The 20,847-nt window shown below is 71.2% G+C and carries 15 protein-coding genes; 14 read left to right on the top strand and 1 reads right to left on the bottom strand.

The features are described from left to right. Window positions 1–97: 97 nt before the first annotated feature. The 4 genes from ACMXN5_RS01295 (at window position 98) to ACMXN5_RS01280 (ending at window position 4,071) form a co-directional block, all read left to right on the top strand. A complete protein-coding gene (locus ACMXN5_RS01295) occupies window positions 98–757 on the top strand; it encodes a hypothetical protein (RefSeq protein WP_439673589.1) in 660 nt (219 codons plus the stop codon). Next, a complete protein-coding gene (locus tag ACMXN5_RS01290) occupies window positions 744–2,039 on the top strand; it encodes a hypothetical protein (protein WP_439673588.1) in 1,296 nt (431 codons plus the stop codon). Before ACMXN5_RS01295 ends, ACMXN5_RS01290 begins: the two co-directional genes overlap by 14 nt. Next, window positions 2,036–2,791: an ABC transporter ATP-binding protein gene (locus tag ACMXN5_RS01285; RefSeq protein ID WP_439673587.1), complete on the top strand. Its 756-nt coding sequence runs from the start codon at window positions 2,036–2,038 to the stop codon at window positions 2,789–2,791. Before ACMXN5_RS01290 ends, ACMXN5_RS01285 begins: the two co-directional genes overlap by 4 nt. 95 nt (window positions 2,792–2,886) lie before the next feature. Further along, complete coding sequence (locus ACMXN5_RS01280; RefSeq protein WP_439673586.1) at window positions 2,887–4,071, top strand: ABC transporter permease; 1,185 nt, start codon at window positions 2,887–2,889, stop codon at window positions 4,069–4,071. A 45-nt stretch (window positions 4,072–4,116) separates the two neighbouring features. On the opposite strand, the gene ACMXN5_RS01275 is transcribed toward ACMXN5_RS01280, so the two are convergent. Beyond that, window positions 4,117–5,322, bottom strand: coding sequence for a trypsin-like serine peptidase (locus tag ACMXN5_RS01275; protein WP_439673585.1), 1,206 nt, complete (start codon window positions 5,320–5,322; stop codon window positions 4,117–4,119). Window positions 5,323–5,463: 141 nt separating this feature from the next. Between ACMXN5_RS01275 and ACMXN5_RS01270 the strand changes: the two genes are divergently transcribed. The 10 genes from ACMXN5_RS01270 (at window position 5,464) to ACMXN5_RS01225 (ending at window position 20,846) form a co-directional block, all read left to right on the top strand. Further along, window positions 5,464–6,000, top strand: a complete 537-nt coding sequence (locus ACMXN5_RS01270) for a TetR/AcrR family transcriptional regulator (protein ID WP_439673584.1) — start codon at window positions 5,464–5,466, stop codon at window positions 5,998–6,000. A 189-nt stretch (window positions 6,001–6,189) separates the two neighbouring features. Continuing rightward, complete coding sequence (locus tag ACMXN5_RS01265; RefSeq protein ID WP_439673583.1) at window positions 6,190–6,762, top strand: flavin reductase family protein; 573 nt, start codon at window positions 6,190–6,192, stop codon at window positions 6,760–6,762. A 15-nt stretch (window positions 6,763–6,777) separates the two neighbouring features. After that, window positions 6,778–7,764 (top strand): LuxR C-terminal-related transcriptional regulator, encoded by a 987-nt coding sequence (locus ACMXN5_RS01260; protein ID WP_439673582.1) that lies wholly within the window; start codon window positions 6,778–6,780, stop codon window positions 7,762–7,764. Between the two features lie 547 nt (window positions 7,765–8,311). Beyond that, window positions 8,312–9,172 carry a 3-hydroxyacyl-CoA dehydrogenase family protein gene (locus ACMXN5_RS01255; RefSeq protein WP_439673581.1) on the top strand — a complete coding sequence of 287 codons (861 nt, stop codon included), beginning with the start codon at window positions 8,312–8,314 and terminating at the stop codon, window positions 9,170–9,172. After that, the gene (locus tag ACMXN5_RS01250) at window positions 9,172–9,843 is read left to right on the top strand and encodes an O-methyltransferase (protein ID WP_439673580.1); all 672 of its coding nucleotides are present in this window, start codon (window positions 9,172–9,174) and stop codon (window positions 9,841–9,843) included. The genes ACMXN5_RS01255 and ACMXN5_RS01250 overlap by 1 nt, the downstream gene beginning before the upstream one ends. Window positions 9,844–9,858: 15 nt before the next feature. Then, window positions 9,859–10,158 (top strand): acyl carrier protein, encoded by a 300-nt coding sequence (locus ACMXN5_RS01245; RefSeq protein ID WP_439673579.1) that lies wholly within the window; start codon window positions 9,859–9,861, stop codon window positions 10,156–10,158. Further along, window positions 10,151–11,251 carry an acyl-CoA dehydrogenase family protein gene (locus ACMXN5_RS01240; RefSeq protein ID WP_439673578.1) on the top strand — a complete coding sequence of 367 codons (1,101 nt, stop codon included), beginning with the start codon at window positions 10,151–10,153 and terminating at the stop codon, window positions 11,249–11,251. The genes ACMXN5_RS01245 and ACMXN5_RS01240 overlap by 8 nt, the downstream gene beginning before the upstream one ends. A 25-nt stretch (window positions 11,252–11,276) precedes the next feature. Then, window positions 11,277–12,368 (top strand): HAD-IIIC family phosphatase, encoded by a 1,092-nt coding sequence (locus ACMXN5_RS01235; RefSeq protein ID WP_439673577.1) that lies wholly within the window; start codon window positions 11,277–11,279, stop codon window positions 12,366–12,368. 125 nt (window positions 12,369–12,493) lie between these two features. Next, a complete protein-coding gene (locus ACMXN5_RS01230) occupies window positions 12,494–14,482 on the top strand; it encodes a BTAD domain-containing putative transcriptional regulator (RefSeq protein ID WP_439673576.1) in 1,989 nt (662 codons plus the stop codon). 7 nt (window positions 14,483–14,489) lie between these two features. Beyond that, a complete protein-coding gene (locus tag ACMXN5_RS01225; protein ID WP_439673575.1) occupies window positions 14,490–20,846 on the top strand; it encodes an SDR family NAD(P)-dependent oxidoreductase in 6,357 nt (2,118 codons plus the stop codon). The last annotated feature ends 1 nt before the right edge of the window (window position 20,847 follow it).

Genomic DNA, 20,847 nt, shown 5'->3' with positions numbered 1-20,847 from the left:
GCCTGTGATCGCCGTCGGGACCGGGTCGTCCCGATTCGGATCGCATCCTGACCACGACCTGACAGGTTCCTGACATCCGGTCGGCAGCATCACCGCCATGCCTCGATCCATCCTTCGACACACGTCGCGTTTCGACGTGTGTTCCACACCCGCCCGCCGCCGCTCGTGCTCGATCGGCCTGCCCACGATCGGCCTGGCGGCGCTGCTCGTGCTGACCGGGTGCGGTGGCGATTCCGACGAATCCACCACGCAGGTCGCCTCGCTGCCCACGACCGCCGCCTCGGCCCCGGCCGCGGGGCCGGGGGCCGCCCCGGGTGGTGCCGCGCCCGCGACGAGTGCGGCGGGTACGTCGTCCGACGCGCCCGCCGGCACCCGTCCGCAGCGCCGCCTCGACACCTCGGAAGAGGAGGAGAAGCGCATGTGGGCCGCATACGAGGCGTGCCTGACGAGCAAGGGCGTGGACACCCGGCAGACCGGATCCGTCGAGGGCGAGATCGCCCGTACCAAGCGGTATGCCCGGGAGTTCAAGGAGTGCGAGGTCAAGCTGCCGCTGATGCCGCCGGAGATGGACCCGAAGCAGAACCCCAAGTACAACGACGGCATGCGCGCCTGGGTCAAGTGCATGAACGACAAGGGCATGAAGGTCAAGCTCGTTTCCGATGGCTGGACCTTCACGGGCGAGTCGAGCCTGAGCAACGAGCAGCAGCGCAGGGTGGAACAGGAATGCAAGATGGAGGCGTTCGGTGGCAAGCGCTGACGACACCGTCGCCACAGCCGGGATGCGCGAGCCGGGGCGCGGCCGGGTCGGGCACCGGGTCGCGCTGATCGTCGTCGTGGTGCTGGTCCTGGGCGCGGTGGGCGTGTTCGCCGTCACCGGTCGGGGCGGCGGGTCGGGCGGTTCGGCGAAGAAGTCGGCGGGCGTGCGGATGGCCACCGTGGCCCGGACCGACCTGTCCGACGCCCGCGACCTCCCGGGCACGCTCGGCTTCGGGGCGGAAGCGCCGATCAAGGCGGGCCGCAAGGGCATCGTGACGTGGCTGCCCAAGAGCGGCGACACGATCACGCGCGGCAAACCGCTGTACCGGCTCGACGATCGGCCGGTCTCGCTGTTCTACGGGACGACGCCGATGTTCCGGCCGCTGGGGCGGGCAGAGGGTACGGACACCAACGGGACCGAGGGGAAGACGGACCCGAAGCAGGACACGGGCGGAAGGGACGCGGCCGGCGGCAGGGAGGCCAACAAGCCCGACGCGCCCAAGCAGGACGCGCCCAAACAGGACGCCAAGCGGGACCCCGCCAAGCCCGTGCAGGGCCGCGACGTGCGGATGGTCGCGGACAACCTCAAGGCCCTCGGCCACGACATCGGCACCCAGCCCGCCGGAACCCCGCAGGGTGAGGCCACCTGGACCCCGGCCCTGTCCGCCGCGGTGAAGAGGTGGCAGAAGGCGATCGGCGTGCCGCAGACCGGGGGCCTGGAGGTCGGCGACGTCACCGTGCTCTCCGGCGAGATTCGGGTGGGCGCCCTGACCGCCGCGCTCGGAGACGATGCGTCCACGACGCCGGTGCTGACCGCCACGCCGACCGCGAAGGCGGTGAGTGTGTCCGTGGCCGCGACCGACATCGGCACGATCGTGGCGGACACCCCGGTGACGGTGATCCTCCCGGACGGCACCGAGGCCAGGGGTACGGTGTCCACGATCGGGCGCGGCGTCGAGCGCAAGGACGCGGGCCTGGGCGGCGGCTCCGGCACCGACGCGCCCGGCGGGGCGAAGATGACCGTGATGGTGACCCTCGACGACTCCGGCGCGGTGAAGAACCTGGACGCGGCCGGCGTGCAGGTCCGCTTCGTCACCGAGACGCGCAAGGGTGTGCTGACCGTGCCGATCGGCGCCCTGGTCGCGCTGCGCGAGGGTGGCTACGCCGTGCAACTCGGCGACGGCCAGCTGATCGCGGTCAAGACCGGGTTGTTCGTCAAGGGCATCGTCGAGGTCGAGGGCGGCGGCCTGGAACCGGGCCTGCGGGTGGTGACCACGCCGTGACACCGGTCCTTGAGGTGGTACACGCGAGCAAGGCGTATCCCGGCGGCGTGACGGCGCTGGACGACGTGTCGCTCACCATCGAGGCCGGCGAACTCGTCGGCATCGTCGGCCCGTCCGGGTCGGGCAAGTCGACTCTGCTCAACCTGATGGGCACCCTCGACACGGCGACCGAGGGCACGGTGTCGATCCTGGGCCACGACGTCGGCGCGCTGTCCGACCGTCGGCTGTCCGCGCTGCGCGGCCGCCTGCTCGGCTTCGTTTTCCAACGGTTCCACCTCACCGACGGGCTCACCGCGGCGGAGAACGTCGCGACCGGCCTGCTGTACGCGGGTGTGCCGCGCCGTCGTCGGCACCCCATGGCGGTGGAGGCGCTGGGCCGGGTCGGTCTGGCTCGCCGCGCCGGTCACCGCCCGCACGAACTCTCCGGCGGCGAACGCCAACGCGTCGCGATCGCTCGGGCGTTGGTCAACACCCCGGCGCTGGTATTGGCGGACGAACCCACCGGCGCACTGGATACGACGAACGGCCGCGCGGTGTTGGAACTGCTGACCCACCTGAACGCCGAGGGCGCTACGATCGCGATCATCACCCACGACCGCGACATCGCGGCGGGACTGCCGCGCCGGGTGGAGATCCGGGACGGCCGGCTGATCACCGACACCGGGCATCCGTCGAGCGAACAGAGGAATTCCACAAGGGAGTTCGAGCCGGTTGCGGAATCGTCTGCCGCCACCGTCGGAGGCCGCCCGTGAGCCGCCGCCGTGTCGACCCGACGCGAGCGGCGCGGGCCGCCGGGCGCAGGTCCCGATCCGAACGCTCGACGCCCCCGGGCGACCGGACCCGCCCCGTGCGACTGGCTCCGGCCGACATCCTGCGGCTGGGCCTGCTCGGCATCCGGACTCGGCGGATGCGCGCCGCGCTGTCCGCCCTCGGTATCTCGATCGGCATCGCCACGATGATCATCGTCATCGGGATTCCGGCGTCGAGCCAGAAGGCGCTGATGAACGAACTCGCCGCACTGGGTACGGACACCCTGCGCGCCGAACCGCAGCCGGACCAGCGGCCGCCGGTGCGACTGCCCGAGGGCGCCGATGCGATGGCCGCCCGGATCGGCCCGGTCACACTCACCAGCGCGGTGGCCAACACCCATGCGGTGGTGCGCCGTTCGGACCGCATCGACCCGAACGACGACTCGGGCCTGGCGGTGTTGGCGAGCCGGTCCAACCTCCTGGAGGCGATCCACGGCAAGGTGCGTTCGGGTCGTTTCCTGGACGCGGTCACCGAGCGGTTCCCCACCGTCGTGCTCGGCCACGAGGCGGGAATCCGGCTCGGATTCGACACGTTGGCGCCGGGTCGTACGCCGCCCCAGGTGCTGATCGGCAACCGCTGGTTCACCGTTGTCGGTGTCCTCGAACCGGCCCCGCTGGCCCCCGACATCGACCGCGCGGTGTTGGTCGGCTGGGAGAGTGCCCGGACCGACCTGGGCTTCGACGGGCACCCCACCGTCGTCTACGTCCGCACCGCCGAATCGGCGATCGAGTCGGTGCGCGACGTGCTGGCCCGGACGGTTCATCCGGCCACGCCCGGCCTGGTCCGGGTAAGTCGGCCCTCCGACGCCCTGGCCGCGAAGCGGGCGACGGAGGACACCTTCTCCGCGCTGTTCCTGGGCCTGGCCGGAGTGGCCCTACTGGTCGGCGGCATCGGGGTGGCCAACACGATGTTCATCTCGGTCCTGGAACGCCGCAAGGAGATCGGCCTGCGTCGTGCCCTGGGCGCCAACCGGGGCCAGATCCGCGGCCAGTTCCTCACCGAATCGGTGGCCCTGTCCACCCTCGGCGGCCTTGCCGGCACCGCCCTCGGGGTGGCCACGACCTTCGGCTACGCCTGGTCGCAGCACTGGCCCGCGCTCGTCTCGCCCGGCTCGGTCGGGGCCGGTTTCGGCGGCGCGATCGTGGTCGGCATGGCCGCCGGTGTGTACCCGTCGATCCGGGCCAGTCGGCTGACCCCGACGGAAGCCCTGTCCGGCACCTGAACCCGACCGACGTGCCCCCGGCCCCGGGGGCACGTCGGTGGCGGGTCAGACGGTCGCGTTCCGTGCGACGTCGTACATCGCCCGGGTCAGGTCGCCGAAGCCGTTGGACATCAGGTACGGGCCGTAGGCCCAGTTCGGGGTGCCGCCGTGCACGATCGCCCAGGCCGCGTCCCACCAGGGGGACGTGCCGGTGGAGTCGGTGAACCGCGAGGTGACCGCGATCTGGGTGCCGGTACCGGTGGCCGGGTCGAAGTTCATCAGCCACGGGCCGCCGCTGGAGCCGGGTGACATCGCCGAGGCCATGTCGTGGGCGAGGCCGACGGTCGAGTCGGCGATGGTGTCGCCGCGTGCGTACATCAGGGTCCGGCCGTCGAATCCGCGTCGCAGTGAGGGGGCGACGCCGAAGTCGGCGGCGGTGCTGCCGTCGCTGTTCTTCGACCAGTACCAGTTGCGGTTGTTGTCGGTCGGGTAGCCGAACTGATGCAGCGTCAGCGGGTTGGCGGCCACGCCGAACGCGATGTTCTGGCCGCCGGTGATCTGCTGGATCGGGGTGGGGTCGCCGGGGCGTTCGACGGTGGCCATGGCCACGTCGCCGCCGGACCGGAAGGTGCTGTCACCGTCCCAGGTGGGGGTGATCCAGGCGCGCGTGACACCCCAGACACCGTACGGGGCGACATCCGTGCCGGGCGGGGGCGCGGTGGAGTCGTCGGTGCCGGTGAAGCGGGGCACGTTCGCGCCGTTGAAGCCGGGGATGAACACCGCGTTGACCACGACGTCGTCGCCGAGCGCGCCGCGCAGATTGGCCGTCACCTTGAAGCAGTGGCCCGCGGTGACGATGGTGCTCCGGTTGGCGGCGGTGATCACGTTCGCCGAGCACGCGGAGGGCACGTACTGGCTCGGGTCGAAGGAATTGCGGTACACCATAAGCAACTTGCCGGTGGTCCGCGACACCGTGCCCTGCCCGGCCCACGGCCGGCTGAGGTCGTCCCAGCCGCCCGGCGGCGGGAACGCGTCGGCGCCGTCGGCATTGAGGCCGTACTCGGCGATCCGCGCGAGGTTCCACCAGTTCACCTCGGTCTGCAACATCCCCGCATGATTGGCCGGGTCGCCGGTGACCAGGCGCGGCAGTTCGACCGGCGCGGTGTCGTCGGCGCGGGCCGTTGCCGGGGCCGCGAACAACGCGGCGGCGGTGAGCCCGAGTACGCCCACCAAAGTGGTGAACCTGTGGCGTAACGTGCGTCGTAGATACATGAAGTGCTCCACGTCCTTTCGAACAGGTGCGAAAACAAAGCGGTTGCCTTCATGACCGGTCGGTCGGTCATAAGGTGGGTGCGACGGGTCCAACTGTCAAGACGACCAGCCGGTTCGGCCGTCGGGAAGTCGAGGTGGGCGATGGCGCGGCCGGCCGGACCGGGACGCGAGGCGCTGTTGCGCGCGGGACTGGAAGTCGCCGACACATGCGGGCTGTCCAGGATGTCGGTGAACGCCGTGGTGGCCGCGGCGGGCATGGCCAAGGGCAGCTTCTACCAGCACTTCGCGGACCGTCGCGGCTATCTCGTTGCGCTGCACCGCAGATACCACGGCGAGATGGAGAAGCGGGTGCTCGCCGCCGTGGCCGGACTCGCGCCGGGACCCGAACGGGTGGTCGCCGGCGTGCACGGCTACCTGGACGCCGGGTTGGCCACGACCGGCACCCGCGCACTGCTGGTCCAGGCCCGCACCGACCCCGACCTGTTCGAGGAGACGCGGGCTCGCAACGCCCGCACCCGCGAGCTGCTGCGGCCCGAACTCGCCGCGCTGGGCTGGGATCCGCCGGACGCGATGGCCCACCTGCTCGTCGCGATGGTCTTCGACATCAGCCTCGAGGAATTGTTCGCCGGTCGCCGCGACGACCTGCGCGAAGCATTGTTGGCACTGGTCGTGCGCTGATTTCGGCCGCGCCGATCGGCCGCGGGCGCATCACGATTCGGCGTTTGCCGCGAGGCGAAAAACCTTCGGGGGCCGGCAGGCAACTGCGCCCGGGGCCAAAGCCGGCCGGAGGTCTTGGTGGTTCGTGCCAACGCCGCTTTCGGGCCGCTGATTATGCTTTCGAGGTGTGGCCAATCGAGGAGTTCGGTGATGGTTGTCCCGTTCGACATGACGGAATTCCGACGCACACTCGGACAACTGCCGACCGGTGTCACGGTGATCACCACCACCGGGCCGTTCGGTGGTCCCGTCGGCATGGCGTGCAATTCCTTCGTTTCGGTGTCGTTGACGCCCCCGCTGGTGATGTTCTGCGTGGGCAACGAGTCGTCGACACTGATCGACCTTCGACGCAGCGGCACGTTCTGCGTCAACGTCCTCGGCAGCGAGCAGGGACGGTTGTGCCGGCAGTTCTCGGTCAAGGACATCGATCGGTTCGCCGATGTGCGCTGGACCCAGGCTGCGGCCGGACCGGAACTGTCGGACGCGCTCGCCTGGTTGGCGTGCACGATCGACGTCGAGCATGCCGCCGGTGATCACGTGATCATCGTCGGCAGGGTGAACGCACTACGGGCGAACCGCGACGAGCCCGCGCCGTTGGTGTTCCACCGGGGCAGGTTCGGGTCGTTCCATGAGACGGTGGAACCGCTTGCGGCAACCGGGGTCCCGCCCCGGTCGGGGGCCGGTACCAACGGTCGGACCCCGTCGTCCGTACGGAATACATAGTTCACAGGAGTGCCCTTGTTTCCCGAACCGGATGCCGGATTGTTCGAAGTCTACGAATGGAGCCTGAGCCGGGAGGGATTCGCGGTCGACGACGTCGCCCACGCATTCGGCCTCACGGACCCCGACGCGAGCGAGGCGATCGTCGCCACGCTCCTGGGGCTCCAGCTCATTCGACCGTCCCACGACCGGGACGCCTGGTTCGTTCCCGCGGATCCGAGCATCGCATCGGCGAACCTCCTGACCAGGAGCGAACTGGAACTGCTGGAGAGGAAACAGGCGACGGGGCAGTTGCGCAACGACCTGGCGCGACTCTCGTTGTTGTTCCGGTCGAGCAAGTTCGGCAGCCAGTACACGAATTCGTTCGACATCGTACAAGTACCCGAGACGATCGGGCTGTTGTTGTCCGAGTCGGCGGCGAACAGTTCCGACGAAATCGTCTGCATGCAACCCCGGAGCGAGTGGCCGGCCGAGAACCTGGTCGAGGCCCGGGCCCGGGACTTCCACCGACCCGACTCGGGCGTGCCCATGCGCGTCCTGTACCAGCACGCCGCCCGATTCGACACACCGACCCGCGAACACGCGGGAAGGCTGGTCGAGTCCGGCGTGGAGGTACGCACGGCCGGGGCGCTGTTCGGCACGATGTTCATCTTCGACCGCACCGCCGCGTACATCCTGGCCAACGGCGAGGACGGCGGTGCCCTGGTGGTGCAGGAACGTTCGCTGATCGACTTCCTGTACTCGTGTTTCGAGCATGTCTGGGCGACGGCCAAGGAATTCGACACCGGGCGTGCGGAAACCGATCTGATCAGCAACGACATGAAGAAGGAGATCGTCAGGATGTTGATCTCCGGTGCCAAGGACGAGGCCATCGCCCGACGCCTCGGTGTGTCGGTGCGCACGTGTCGCAAACACATCGGTCAGGTCATGCAGATGTTCGGTGCGACGAGCCGCTTCCAGTTCGGCTACCTGGTGAAGGAGGCCAACCTCGCGGAGGACGTATAGCCCCCGACCTGCGTGTTCGCACCACAAGTGGGCTTCGTCGAGTGGCGGCGGGAGAGCTTCATCAAGTGGAAGTGCAGCTTGATGAGCGGGTCGCGGGCTGGAGTCCGCCGGCCGTCCGGCACAGACTTGTAAGCCGTGAGAACAATGCGATCGCGGAGATTCTCGTGGAACCACCAGGGGGCGATATTCCGAGCTCCGGTGGCGCGGTGAGCCGCGCCTGACCGGATGTGCACGCACCGGGTCCGGGCGATCGTTCCGGAAACGGTTTTCGTAACAGTCATCGCAGAGAACGGCCTTGCAGTCGGCGTCGCGACGATGCGACTCGGTCGACCTGACGATCCATGCCCGTATTCGGCGTGCGCTTTCGCGCGCGCTCCCTCCTTCCCTTTTTCCTTGCTTCTCGACTCCGGAGAACCTTCCTCCGGAAATGCTTCCGCACGCACAACGCACAAGCTGGGGTGATGATGAGCGGGTCTGTCGTTCGTGACATCGGCCGGGGATCGCCCGGGTCTCGCGCCGTCGCGGCACGGTCGGAAGTGGTCGGCCGATGACCGGGAACGGGCGCGCGCCGCAGCTCGCGGTGTTCGGCGCCGGCGTGATGGGCATCGGCATCGCCACCCTCGCCGTCGCGCGGGGAGTGGCGGTCACGCTCGTGGACGTGGACCGGGCGCGACTGGACACGGCACGCACGCGGTTACGCCACGAACTCCGGCTCGCCCGCATGATGGGAGCGCTCTCCCCGGGTGCGGCGATCGGCGACCTGCACCTCGCCGACACGGCGGCGGCGGTCGCGGACGCGACCTGGGTGATCGAGGCGATCACCGAACTCGCCGGGCTCAAGGCCGACGTGCACAAGGAGATCGCCGCCGTGGTCGCGCCCGGCACCCTCCGCGTCACCAATACTTCGTCGATCCCGGTCGACGAACTCGCCGGCCAGGTCCCGTCCCCCGAGGACCTGGTCGGCATCCACTTCATGAATCCGCCGTACCTGATCGGCACGTTGGAGATCGTGCGCGGACCGCGCACCGGCGAGCGGGCGATGTCGGCCGTACGGGACCTGCTGTCCACCCTGGACCGCAAGGGCATCGTGGTCGGCGACGGCCCGGGCTTCGTCACCAGTCGGCTGCTGCACCGCATGATCAACGACGCGGCGAACCTCGTCGAGGAGGGCCGGGCGAGCGTCGAGGACGTCGACGCGCTGATGGAGGGCTGCCTCGGACATCCGACCGGACCGCTGCGCACGGCCGACCTGATCGGCATCGACAACCTCGTCGACTCGTTGTGGGTGCTGCACGAGCGCACCGGCGACGAGGGATGCCGCCCCAGCGAACTGCTGCTGCGCAAGGTCGCCGAGGGCGAGCACGGCCGCAAGACCGGGCGTGGTTTCTACCAGTACGGAGCGTCGTGATGGCCGGCCAGGTGGAGTTGGACGAGCGCCTGCTCGCGTACGTGCGCTCGGTGTCGCTGCGTGACGACGACATCCTGCGCGACCTGGTCGCCGAGACCGCGTCCATGCCCATGCTCGACGCCATGGTCACCATGCCCGAGGAGGGCCAACTCCTGGCCCTGCTCGTCGGGTTGACCGGCGCCCACCGGGTGTTGGAGATCGGCACGTTCACCGGCTACGGCACGCTGTGCATGGCCCGGGCGCTGCCGCCCGACGGACGCATCGTCACCTGCGACATCAACGAGCGCTGGACCCGGATCGCTCGGCGCTACTGGGACCGCGCCGGCGTCTCGGACCGGATCGAACTGCGGCTCGGCGACGGCACGCAGACCATGGCGGCCCTGCTCGCCGAGCACGGCCCCGAAACCTACGACCTGGTGTTCGTCGACGCCGACAAGACCGGCTACGCGCGCTACTACGAGGACGCGCTGACCCACCTGCGGCCCGGCGGCCTGATCGTGCTCGACAACACGCTCTACTTCGGCCGGGTCGCCGACCCGGAGGCGGACGACCCGGACACCAGGGCCATCCGCGAACTCAACGCGGCGCTGTACGCCGACGCCCGGGTGGAGCTGTCGATGCTCGTCATGGCGGACGGGATCACGCTCGCCCGCAAGAACAAGGTGCGATGAGAAAGGGACTCTCCCATGACGGACTCGACAACACGCTCGACGGTGGACTCGACCACGGATCTGCCGGTCGCCGCCATCGAGGAGCGCATCGGCGCGTTCCTGACGGCCAAGACCAAGACGACCTGGGAGCGGGAGGTGGACCTGTTCGCCTCGGGCGCGGTGTCCTCGCTCTTCGCGATGGAACTGGTGGTGTTCGTGGAGAGCACCTTCGACATCGAGGTGGAGGGCCCCGACCTCGCCCTGGACAACTTCCGCACCCTGCGCTCGATGAGCGCGCTGGTGATCCGACTGCGCGGCGGGGGCGACGGTGCCTGACCACCTGAACGCGCTGGTGACCGAGACGGTCGCCGATGCCGCGAGCGGGTGGGACGTGGCGGGCGAGATCCCGATCGCCGTCCTGCGCGCACTCGGCGCCAAGGGCGTGTTGTGCGCCGAGACCGAGCAGCGGTTCGGCGGCCTCGGCCTGTCCTGTACCGACAACGGCGAACTCACCGCGCACACCGGTGCGTTGTGCAGCTCGCTGCGCAGCGTGATGACCTCCCAGGGCATGGCCGCGTGGACGATTCGGCGCTTCGGGGACCGGGCACAGCGCGAGGAATACCTGGCCCGACTCACCGGCGGCGAACTGGCCGCGGTCGCGTTCAGCGAACCGGCCGCCGGCAGCGACCTGGCCGCGATGAGCACCGGGATCCGGCGCGAGGGTGCCGACATCGTCGTGCACGGCACCAAGACGTGGATCACGGCCGCCGACTACGCCGACTGGATCGTGGTCTTCGGCCGGTACGAGGGCGGCGGCGCGGTCGCCGTGGTGCCGGCGACGGCGCCCGGGGTGCGGGTGACCCGGGTGGCTCACCCGATGGGCTGCCGCGCGGCCGGACACGCCACGGTGGAACTCGACCACGTACGGCTGCCCGCGGAGCACCTGCTCGCCGTGGCCGGTCAGCCGATCGTCATGCTCACCACCATCGCGCTGACCTACGGGCGCCTGTCGGTGGCCTGGGGCTGTGTCGGCATTCTGCGCGCGTGCCTGACGGCGGTCGCCCGACACGCCTCGACCCGCGAGCAGTTCGGCAAACCTCTCCTCCAACACCAACTCGTCGCCCGGCACCTGGCCGAGCTGTACGCCGCGGAACGCACCGCGACGTTCGCCTGCGAGCGGGCGAGCGGCAGCCGCGACGAGGGATCGCCCGAACAGGTGCCCGCGTCGGTCCTGGCCAAGCACGTCGCGGCCGGCCATGCCGCACGCGGCGCGGCCTCCGCGCTCCAAGTGCTCGCCTCCGCGGGGGCGGCGAGCGGACACGTGGTCGAACGTGCCTACCGGGACGCGAAGTTGATGGAAGTCATCGAAGGCAGCAACGAGATCTGCCAGCTGATCCTCGCCGAGCACGCGGCGTCGTCGGCGGGCTGAACCGTCGTACGAAACGGGAGCGGACATGTCCGAAGCACAACCGGTCGTGAAGTGCCTGATCTGGGACCTCGACAACACGCTGTGGCGCGGCACGCTGATCGAGGACGGCCACGTCGAGGTGGACGAGGCCGTCCGCAAGGTCGTGGTGGAACTCGACGCGCGTGGAGTATTGCAGGCCGTCTCCAGCCGCAACGACCACGACGAGGCATGGGCGCGGCTCGAGGAACTGGGCCTGGCCGAATACTTCGTCCTGCCCCAGATCGGCTGGGGCCCGAAGTCGGAGTCGGTGCGCCGGATCGCCGAGCGGCTGAACTTCGCGACCAAGACGATCGCGTTCATCGACGACCTGCCGACCGAGCGCGCCGAGGTCGCCTACCACCTTCCCGACGTGCGGTGCTACCCGGCCGAGCAGGCCGAGACGCTGCTCGACCTGCCCGAGTTCAGCCCGCCGGTGGTCACCGTCGACGCGCGTCGCCGCCGGATGATGTACCGGGCCGGGTTCGAGCGCGACCGGGAACGGGAGCAATACCGCGGCGCCGACGAGGAGTTCCTGCGCTCGCTCGACCTGGAGATGCGGATCGGCAAGGCCCGGGACGAGGAGATCACCCGGGTCGAGGAACTGACCCTGCGCACCAGCCAGATGAACGCCACCGGCGTGCACTACTCGGATGCGGCGCTGCGCGCGCTGGCCCGTGACGAGGACCACGACGTGCTGGTGGTCTCGATGAGCGACCGCTTCGGACCGCACGGGGCGGTCGGGGTGATGCTGATCGAGAAGACCCCGCAGACCTGGCACATCAAACTGCTGGCGACCTCCTGCCGAGTGGTCTCCTTCGGCGCGGGCGCGGTACTGCTGCGCTGGCTCACCGACGCCGCCGCCCGGGCCCGGGTGCACCTGGCCGCCGACTTCCGCCGCACCGAGCGCAACCGAATGATGGAAGTCGCCTACCGGTTCGCGGGATTCGCCGACGCGGACTGCACCTGCCTCGCCTCCTTCCCGCCCACCGAGGGCACCGAGGTCCTGCATCTGGAACCGGTCCGCCAGGAGCCGCCGACGACCATGCGGGTCACCGCCCCTGACCCGCAGGCCGGCGGCCGGGAAGCGGAATGGGCGTAGGGCGTTGCCTCAAGCCCTGACCGCGTATCGATCCGAAGGCGCGTATCGATCCGACGGATGACGCAAAGCACGAACGATCTACGGGGGATCTCTTGCAGTTCATGGTGCTGGGTCCGTTAAAACTGATGGACGACGAGAAACCGATCGCGCTCGGCGGCGACCGACGGCGGGCGACACTCGGCCTGCTGCTGCTCAACGCCAACCGCGAGGTGGCGACCAGCAAACTCCTCGAGGGCCTGTGGGACACCGAGGAGACGCCGCCGACCGCACGCAAAATCCTGCAGAACGCGGTGCGCGGCCTGCGGGTGATGTTCGCCGAGCACACGCGCGGCGACACCCGTCCGCCCGCGCTGCTGACCTGTTCGCACGGATACCAGTTGCAGGTCGATCCCGAGCGGGTCGACATGTTCCGATTCCACCGCCTCGCCCAGGCCGGTCGCGCGGAACTGGCGGTCGGCCGCCCCGACGCCGCCGCGGACACCCTGCGCGAGGTGCTGGAGCTGTGGCGCGGACCGGCCCTGGCCGACCTGGTCGAGGCCGGACACTCCTGGACGGAGCTGACCGCACTGCAAAACGCCCGCCTCGACGTGATGGAGGACTACTACGAGGCCGAGTTGGCCAACGGGCACCACCAGGGCGTGCTCGGCGCGTTGGAGACCATGGTCGAGGCCGAGCCGCTGCGCGAGCGGGCGTGTCACCAGCTGATGCTCGCGCTGTACCGCAGCGGCCGTCAGGCCGACGCGCTCGCGGTCTACCGCCGGGCCCGCCTTCGCCTCGCCGAGCAGTTCGGCCTCGAACCCGGCCGGGAACTGCGGATGTTGCAACACGCGATCCTCGTGCACGACCCGTCCCTGGCCGCGCCCGCCGGTCCGGCCCGACCCGTGGTGCTCGCCGCGCCCACGTCGGAGCCGGAGCAGCCCGAATACCCGCTCGCCCGCACCGCCTCGGCCGCCGCGCCGCCCGCCGCCGGAGTGCGGAGCCGGGTCAGCGCCGTACTGATCCGCGCCGACTTCGGCGCCGGCTCCCGGGTCGCCGACGTCGGCGAGGCACTGGAACGCACCGCGACGACCGTACGCGAGGAGGTCGAACGTTTCGGCGGCGTCGTCGCCGGCTCGACCGGCTCGGTCACCCTGGCCGTGTTCCGCCCCGACACCCGGGACGACGGAGACGATCGGGTCGCCGAACGGGCCGTGCACGCCGCCATCTCCCTGCGCCGGCGCATCTGCTTCGACGTCCCCGACGGCGAACGACCCGCCCTGCGGGTGGCCGTGTCGACGGGTGAGATCCCGGTGCGGCCCGCCGAACGATTCCTGGATCCGCTGCCGGTCAACGGTGCGTTGCTCGTCGACTGTGAGTCCCTGCTTCAGTTCGCCGAGGACACCGAGATCGTGGTGTGCGACCACACCAGCCGCCTGACCGGCGCGGCGATCCGCTACGGCCGCGAGGGCGGACCGCGCCCACGATGGACCGTCCGGGGATCCTGTCCGGACTCACCGCTCACGCCCGAAGCAGTCGATCGTGAACCCGAGTTGGATGTACTGAGCAGCCTGCTCGAACGGGTCCGCCGGCGGGCCCGGCCACACCTGGTGCTGGTCCTCGGCGGGCCCGGGATCGGCAAGTCGCGGTTGCTCGCGGCGTTCGAGAGACGGGTGCGGAACGCCGCGACGATCCGGCTCGACCCGCACGGCCCGGGGACCACCCCCAATGTGGCCGAACTCGCCGAGTATCGCCCGCTCGTGGTGTTCGCCGACGACCTGCACCTGGCCGACAGCACGGTCCTGAGCGTCGTCGAGGACCTGCTCGACCAGCCGGAGCCGACCCCGCTCCTGGTGGTCGCCGCCGCCCGCCCGGAACTGTTCCGCCGCCGCCCGGGATGGGGCGACGGTCGCCGGCACGCGAGCCGGATGACCCTGGAGCCGGTCGCGCCCGAGGCACCCGCCCGGGTGCCGGAGGAGCGCGACGTGCCCAGGCTCTGCCACGTCCCCGGGCGGGTTCGCCCCCGCTCTTTGGTCCGGGGAGCCAGATTCGCCGCCCGGTCCGGGCTTTTGGAACCGGGTTGCCCGCCGCTCTCGCAGGGTTCACTGGCCCCGTTGAGTACTCGGCCGGAGGAGTGACGAGACCATGGAGAACGAGGGCAGGCTACGGAACTACCTCAAGCAGGCCGTCGGCGAACTCCAGGACACCCGCGAACGGTTGCGGGAACTGGAGCAGGCCGCCGCCGAGCCGATCGCCATCGTCGGCATGGCCTGCCGCTTCCCCGGCGGGGTCGAATCGCCCGACGGACTCTGGGAGTTGGTGGCCGAGGGGCGGGACGCGATCGACGCGTTCCCGACCGACCGAGGCTGGGATGTCGACGGCCGCTACGACCCCAACCCCGGTGTGCCGGGCAGCTACTACGCGCGCGGTGGGGGATTCCTGTACGACGCCGCCGAGTTCGATGCCGACTTCTTCGGGATCTCGCCGCGCGAGGCGTTGGCGATGGACCCGCAGCAGCGGCTGCTCCTGGAGACCGCGTGGGAGGCACTGGAGCGCACCGGGACGGACCCGCAGGCGTTGCGGGGCAGCGACACCGGGGTGTTCGTCGGACTGATGGGCCACGGCGGACAGCGGTACGGGCTCGGCGCGGAGGAGGCCGGTCAGGGCGGCGACGGGTTCGGCGGGACGGGCAGCGCGGCCAGCGTCGCGTCCGGGCGGATCGCGTACCTGCTCGGCCTGGAGGGTCCGGCCCTGACCGTCGACACGGCGTGCTCGTCCTCGCTGGTGTCGATGCATCTGGCGAGCCGGGCGCTGCGCAAGGGCGAGTGCTCGCTGGCACTGGTCGGCGGCGCCTCGGTGATGGCGACGCTGGACACCTTCGTCGACTTCTCCCGGCAGCGCGGGTTGGCGGAGGACGGCCGCTGCAAGGCGTTCGCGGCCACGGCGGACGGTACCGGGTGGTCCGAGGGCGTGGGCATGGTGGTCCTGGCCCGGTTGTCCGACGCCCGGCGGCTGGGATACCCCGTGCACGCGGTGCTCCGGGGGAGCGCGGTCAATTCCGACGGCGCCTCCAACGGCCTGACCGCGCCGAACGGCCCGTCCCAGCAGCGGGTCATCCGCCAGGCTCTGGCCGACGCGGGCCTGAGCGCCGCCGACGTCGACGCGGTGGACGCGCACGGCACCGGCACCCGACTGGGCGACCCGATCGAGGCACAGGCCCTGCTGGCGACCTACGGCCGGGAACGTCCCGACGACCGGCCGCTGTGGCTGGGCTCGCTGAAATCCAACATCGGCCACACCCAGGCCGCGGCCGGCGTCGGCGGCGTGATCAAGATGGTGCAGGCGCTGCGACACGGCCTGCTGCCCAGGACGCTGCACGTGGACGAGCCGACCCCCGCCGTGGACTGGGCGTCGGGCGCGGTCGAACTGCTGACCGAGGCCCGCGCCTGGCCCGAGACGGGCCGGGCCCGTCGGGCGGCGGTGTCCGCCTTCGGGATCAGCGGAACCAATGCGCACGTGATCATCGAGGAGGCCCCGGCGGAGGCGGAGCCGGAACCGGAGTCGGGGTTGGAATCGGTACCGGAACCGGGTCTGGAACGAAGCTTGGAGCCGGGCCCGGAGCCGGAGTCCGAGCACCCCGTGGTGCCGCTGCTGCTGTCCGCCGCCTCGGCCCCGGCGCTCGCCGCTCGGGCACGCCAACTGCACGAGTTCACGGCAGCCGACCCGGCCGCCCCCGTGGCCGCCGCCCTGGCCACCCGGGCCCCACGACTGTCGCACCGCGCGGCCGTGCTCGGCACCGACCCGGCGGCGGGACTGCGCGCCCTCGCCGAGGGCCGGCCGTCTGCGGACGTCCTCCTCGGCACCGCCCGCCCGCGTGGGAAGACCGTGTTCGTCTTCCCCGGCCAGGGCTCGCAATGGTCCGGCATGGGCCTCGACCTGTACCGCGAATCCCCGGTGTTCCGCGCCCAATTGCACCGCTGCGCCGACGCCCTCGAACCGCACGTCGACTGGCACCTCCTCGACGCGCTCGCCGGACCCCTCGACCGCGTCGACGTGGTGCAACCGGCGCTGTGGGCGGTGATGATCTCGATCGCCGCGCTGTGGGAAAGCCACGGCCTGGCTCCCGACGCGGTACTGGGCCACTCCCAGGGCGAGATCGCCGCCGCGTACGTCGCCGGCGCCCTCTCCCTTGCCGACTCGGCCACCGTCGTCGCCGCCCGCAGCAAGGCCATCGTGCGCCTGGCCGGCACCGGCGGCATGGCCTCCGTGCAACTCCCCACGGCCGACACCGCGCACCGGATCGAGCGCTACGCCGGCGCGGTGGAGATCGCCGCGGTCAACGGCCCCGGCAGCACGGTCGTCTCGGGCACCCCCGCCGCCCTGACCGACCTCGTCGAGTCCTGCGAGGCCGACGGGGTCCGGGCGCGGCTCATCCCGGTGGACTACGCCTCCCACTCGGCGCACGTCGAGGCCCTGCGGGACGACATCCTCGGCACGCTAGCCGGCATCCGACCCCGCCCGACCCGAGTCCCGTTCCACTCCACGGTCACCAACGAGATCCTGGCCGGCCCGGAACTGGACGCCGAATACTGGTTCCGCAACCTGCGCCACACCGTCGGCTTCGCCGCCGGCACCCGGGCGCTGCTCGACCGGGGGCACCGGGTGTTCGTCGAGGTCAGCGCACACCCGGTGCTGACCACCGCGATCGGCGAGACGATCGAGGAGGCCGAAACACCCGACACGGTCGTCCTGGAATCACTGCGCCGGGACGAGGGCGGTTCCACGCGCTTCGCCGCCGGACTGGCCAGGGCCTATGTCCACGGCATCGAGGTCGACTGGCAACTGCCGCAGGTCTCCCTGGAGTTGCCGACCTACCCGTTCCAACGCCGGCGCCACTGGCTCGAAGAGCCCGCCGCGATCGGCGACATCACCGCCCTCGGCCTGCACCGCGCCGACCACCCGATGCTGGGCGCCGCGCTGCGCACCGCCGACGCGGAGACGCTGGTCCTCACCGGCCGGTTGTCCCGTACCGCGCAACCGTGGCTGGCCGACCACGGGATCGGCGAATCGGTGCTGCTGCCCGGCGCGGCGATGGTCGAACTCGCCCTCCAGGCCGGCGACCGGGTCGGCCGCGCGCATCTGGCCGAACTGACCATGCAGGCGCCGGTGGTCGTCGACGCCGACCTCGACCTCCAGGTGCTGATCGGCCCGGAGATCGACGCCGGTCGGCCGGTGGCGGTGTACACCAGCCCGAGCGGGCGGGACGAGTGGACCCGGCACGCACAGGGCGTGCTGACCGCCGAGGAACCGCCGACACCGGGCGCGTCGACCGCCTGGCCGCCGCCGGGCGCGGTGGCCGTGCCGGTGGACGGGCTGTACGAGGACCTGGCCGAGCGCGGCTACGCCTACGGCCCGGCCTTTCGCGGCGTGCGGGCGGCGTGGCGCGACGGCGAGGTGATCCACGCCTCGGTCGCGCTGCCGGACGAGCTGGACGTCTCCGGTTTCGGGCTGCACCCCGCCCTGTTGGACGCGTCGCTGCACGCGGCCGGCCTGGCCGAGACCGACGACCTGCGCCTGCCGTTCGGCTGGACCGACGTACACGTGTACGCCACCGGCGCCCGGACCGTCCGGGTACGCCTGTCCCCGGCCGGGCCGGACGCGATCTCCGTACTCGTCACCGACGAGGCGGGGCAACCGGTCGCATCGGTGGGCAAGTTGTCCCTGCGCGCCGTGGACGCGGGCACGTTCGGTCGGGCCCGGGTGGACACCTCGGCGCTGTTCGGCGTCGACCTCGTCCCGATCGACCTCCCCGAACCGCCCACCGAACACTCGTGGTTCACCCTCTCGACAGCCGGCCACGACCGTCCGACCCCGCCGTCCTCCGCACCGGCCGCGCTGTGGACCTGTCCGACCGGCGAGCCGGAAGACGTCGTCGCCCGGACGTTGGAGGTGGTCCGGGACTGGCTCGCCGACGCGGACCTCGCCGATATCCCGCTCGTCGTGCTCACCCGGGCGGACGAGCCCGCACACCGCGCGGTGGCCGGCCTGCTGCGCACCGCGCGTAGTGAACACCCGGGCCGACTCCGGCACATCGACGTCGACGACCACCCGCACACCCGGCACGTACTGCCCGCCGCGATGGCCGTCGACCACCCCGAACTGGTGGTCCGCGCCGGGATCGGCGCGGTGCCGCGCCTGGTCCGCGCATCCGCGTCGCCCGCCCTTCCCGAACCGAACGATCGGCCGTGGCGACTGGCCCTGACCTATCGCGGCGACCTCGACGGGCTGTCGCTCGCCGCGTGTCCCGAGGTGCTGCGCCCGTTGGCGGCCGGCGAGGTGCGGGTCGCGCTGCGGGCGGGCGGGCTGAACTTCAAGGCCGTGCTCCTCGAACTGGGCATGGTGGCGCGGGACGAGTGGTCCTCGCTGGGCGAAGGCGCGGGAGTCGTCCTGGAGGTCGGTGCGGACGTCACCGGACTGGCCCCGGGGGACAGGGTGATGGGCCTGTTCACCGGCGGTCTGGGTACGGTCAGCATCTCGGATCACCGGCTGGTCGTGCCGATGCCGAAAAACCTGTCGTTCGCGCAGGCCGCCGGGGTCCCGGTGGTGTATCTGACCGCCTACTACGGCCTCGCGGACCTGGCCGGGCTGCGATCCGGCGAATCGCTGCTGCTGCACGCCGCGACCGGCGGGGTGGGCTTCGCGGCCCTGCAACTGGCCCGGCACTGGGGCGCCGAGGTGTTCGGCACCGCGAGCGCCGGCAAACGCGACGTGCTGCACGCGTGGGGCTTCGACGACGACCACCTCGCCGACTCGCGCAGCCTCGGCTACGCCGAGCGGTTCGGCCGGACCACCGGTGGTCGCGGCGTGGATGTCGTGCTCAACGCGTTGGCCCACGAGCACGTCGAGGAGTCGCTGACCCTGCTGTCGAGTGGCGGACGCTTCGTGGAGATGGGCAAGACCGACATCCGCGACCCCGAGGAGATCGCGAAGACGCATCCCGGGGTGCGCTACCGGGCGTTCGACGTGATGGAGGCCGGCTTCGACCGCCTCGGCGAGATGCTGGAGGCGATCCGCGTCCTGTTCGACGAGGGCGCGCTGCGACCGATGCCGCTGACCACGTTCGAGGTACAGCGCGCCCCGGAGGCGTTCCGGTACCTCCGCCAGGCCCGACACGTGGGCAAGATCGTACTGACCGTACCCGCACCGCTCGACCCCCAAGGCACGGTGCTGATCACCGGCGGGACGGGTGTGCTCGGCGGGGTGATCGCCCGCCACCTGGTCGCCGAACACGGGGCGCGGCGACTGCTGTTGACGAGCCGCCGCGGCCCGGCCGCGCAGGGCGCGGGTGCGTTGGTCGAGGACCTGCGCGCGGCGGGCGCCGACGTGGACGTGGTGGCGTGCGACGTCACCGACCGCAAGTCCCTTGCCGAGTTGATCGGTTCGACGTATCGACTGACCGGGGTGGTACATGCCGCCGGGGTGCTCTCCGACGGCGTCCTGGAGGCGCTGACCCGCGACGACCTCGACGCCGTACTGCGGGCCAAGGCCCGCTCGGCATGGGACCTGCACGAGCTGACCCGGGATCACGACCTGTCCCTGTTCGTGCTGTTCTCCTCGGCCGCCGGTGTGCTGGGCAACGCGGGCCAGGGCGGATACGCCGCGGCCAACGCCTTCCTCGACGGCCTCGCGGAACATCGGCGCGGGCTCGGGCTGCCGGGGTTGTCGATCGCGTGGGGCCTGTGGGCCCGGGAAAGCGCGATGACGGGCCACATGAGCGACACCGACCGGGACCGCCTGTCCCGGATGGGTCTGGGCGCGATCACCGACGAGCAGGGCGCGGCCCTGTTCGACGCCGCCCTCGCCCTGCGCCGCCCGGTCGCGGTGGCGGTGCCGATCGACGTGGCCGGCCTGCGCAAGAGCGGCCGACCGTGGCCCGACGTGTTGTCGGCCCTGGACCCGAGCGGCCCGACCCGGCGCCGCGTGGCCGCCCGGGCGACCGACACCTCGCGTGCGGACCGGCTCCTCGAACTGCCCGAACGCCAACGCCGACGGAAACTGCTCGAACTGGTCCGGGAGTCCGCGGCCCTCGTGCTCGGGCACGACACGGCCGCCGCGGTCGACGCGGACAGCGCGTTCAAGGAACTCGGGTTCGACTCGCTGACGGCGGTGGAACTGCGCAACCGGCTGGGCAACGGCACGGGCCTGCGCCTGCCCCCGACGGTCGTCTTCGACCACCCGACGCCGGTCGAACTGGCCGGCTTCCTGGACGAACTGCTCGTGCCCGCCGAGGAGACCGGCGTGCGGTCCGTCGTCACGGAACTCGATCGACTCGCCGTGGCGGATCTCGACGACGAGGAACGCGACCTGCTGGCCAAGGGACTCCAGGAGGTGCTGCGCCGACTCGCCGCACCGACCGACGGGGGCGGCGAGGAAAGGGACTTCACCGCCGCCTCCGACGACGAACTCTTCGACTTCATCGACGGCGAACTCGACATCGCATGAA

Source organism: Embleya australiensis (assembly GCF_051903075.1).
Taxonomy (GTDB): Bacteria; Actinomycetota; Actinomycetes; order Streptomycetales; family Streptomycetaceae; genus Embleya.
This window is presented reverse-complemented; position numbering and strand designations above follow the sequence as displayed.

What these genes read in the sequence shown, in the direction of transcription:
- ACMXN5_RS01295 (WP_439673589.1), top strand. Translation starts at nt 98, where the DNA reads ATGCCTCGATCCATCCTTCGACACACGTCGCGTTTCGACGTGTGTTCC.
- ACMXN5_RS01275 (WP_439673585.1), bottom strand. Translation starts at nt 5,322, where the DNA reads ATGTATCTACGACGCACGTTACGCCACAGGTTCACCACTTTGGTGGGC.
- ACMXN5_RS01270 (WP_439673584.1), top strand. Translation starts at nt 5,464, where the DNA reads ATGGCGCGGCCGGCCGGACCGGGACGCGAGGCGCTGTTGCGCGCGGGA.
- ACMXN5_RS01265 (WP_439673583.1), top strand. Translation starts at nt 6,190, where the DNA reads ATGGTTGTCCCGTTCGACATGACGGAATTCCGACGCACACTCGGACAA.
- ACMXN5_RS01255 (WP_439673581.1), top strand. Translation starts at nt 8,312, where the DNA reads ATGACCGGGAACGGGCGCGCGCCGCAGCTCGCGGTGTTCGGCGCCGGC.
- ACMXN5_RS01250 (WP_439673580.1), top strand. Translation starts at nt 9,172, where the DNA reads ATGGCCGGCCAGGTGGAGTTGGACGAGCGCCTGCTCGCGTACGTGCGC.
- ACMXN5_RS01245 (WP_439673579.1), top strand. Translation starts at nt 9,859, where the DNA reads ATGACGGACTCGACAACACGCTCGACGGTGGACTCGACCACGGATCTG.
- ACMXN5_RS01235 (WP_439673577.1), top strand. Translation starts at nt 11,277, where the DNA reads ATGTCCGAAGCACAACCGGTCGTGAAGTGCCTGATCTGGGACCTCGAC.
- ACMXN5_RS01230 (WP_439673576.1), top strand. Translation starts at nt 12,494, where the DNA reads ATGGACGACGAGAAACCGATCGCGCTCGGCGGCGACCGACGGCGGGCG.
- ACMXN5_RS01225 (WP_439673575.1), top strand. Translation starts at nt 14,490, where the DNA reads ATGGAGAACGAGGGCAGGCTACGGAACTACCTCAAGCAGGCCGTCGGC.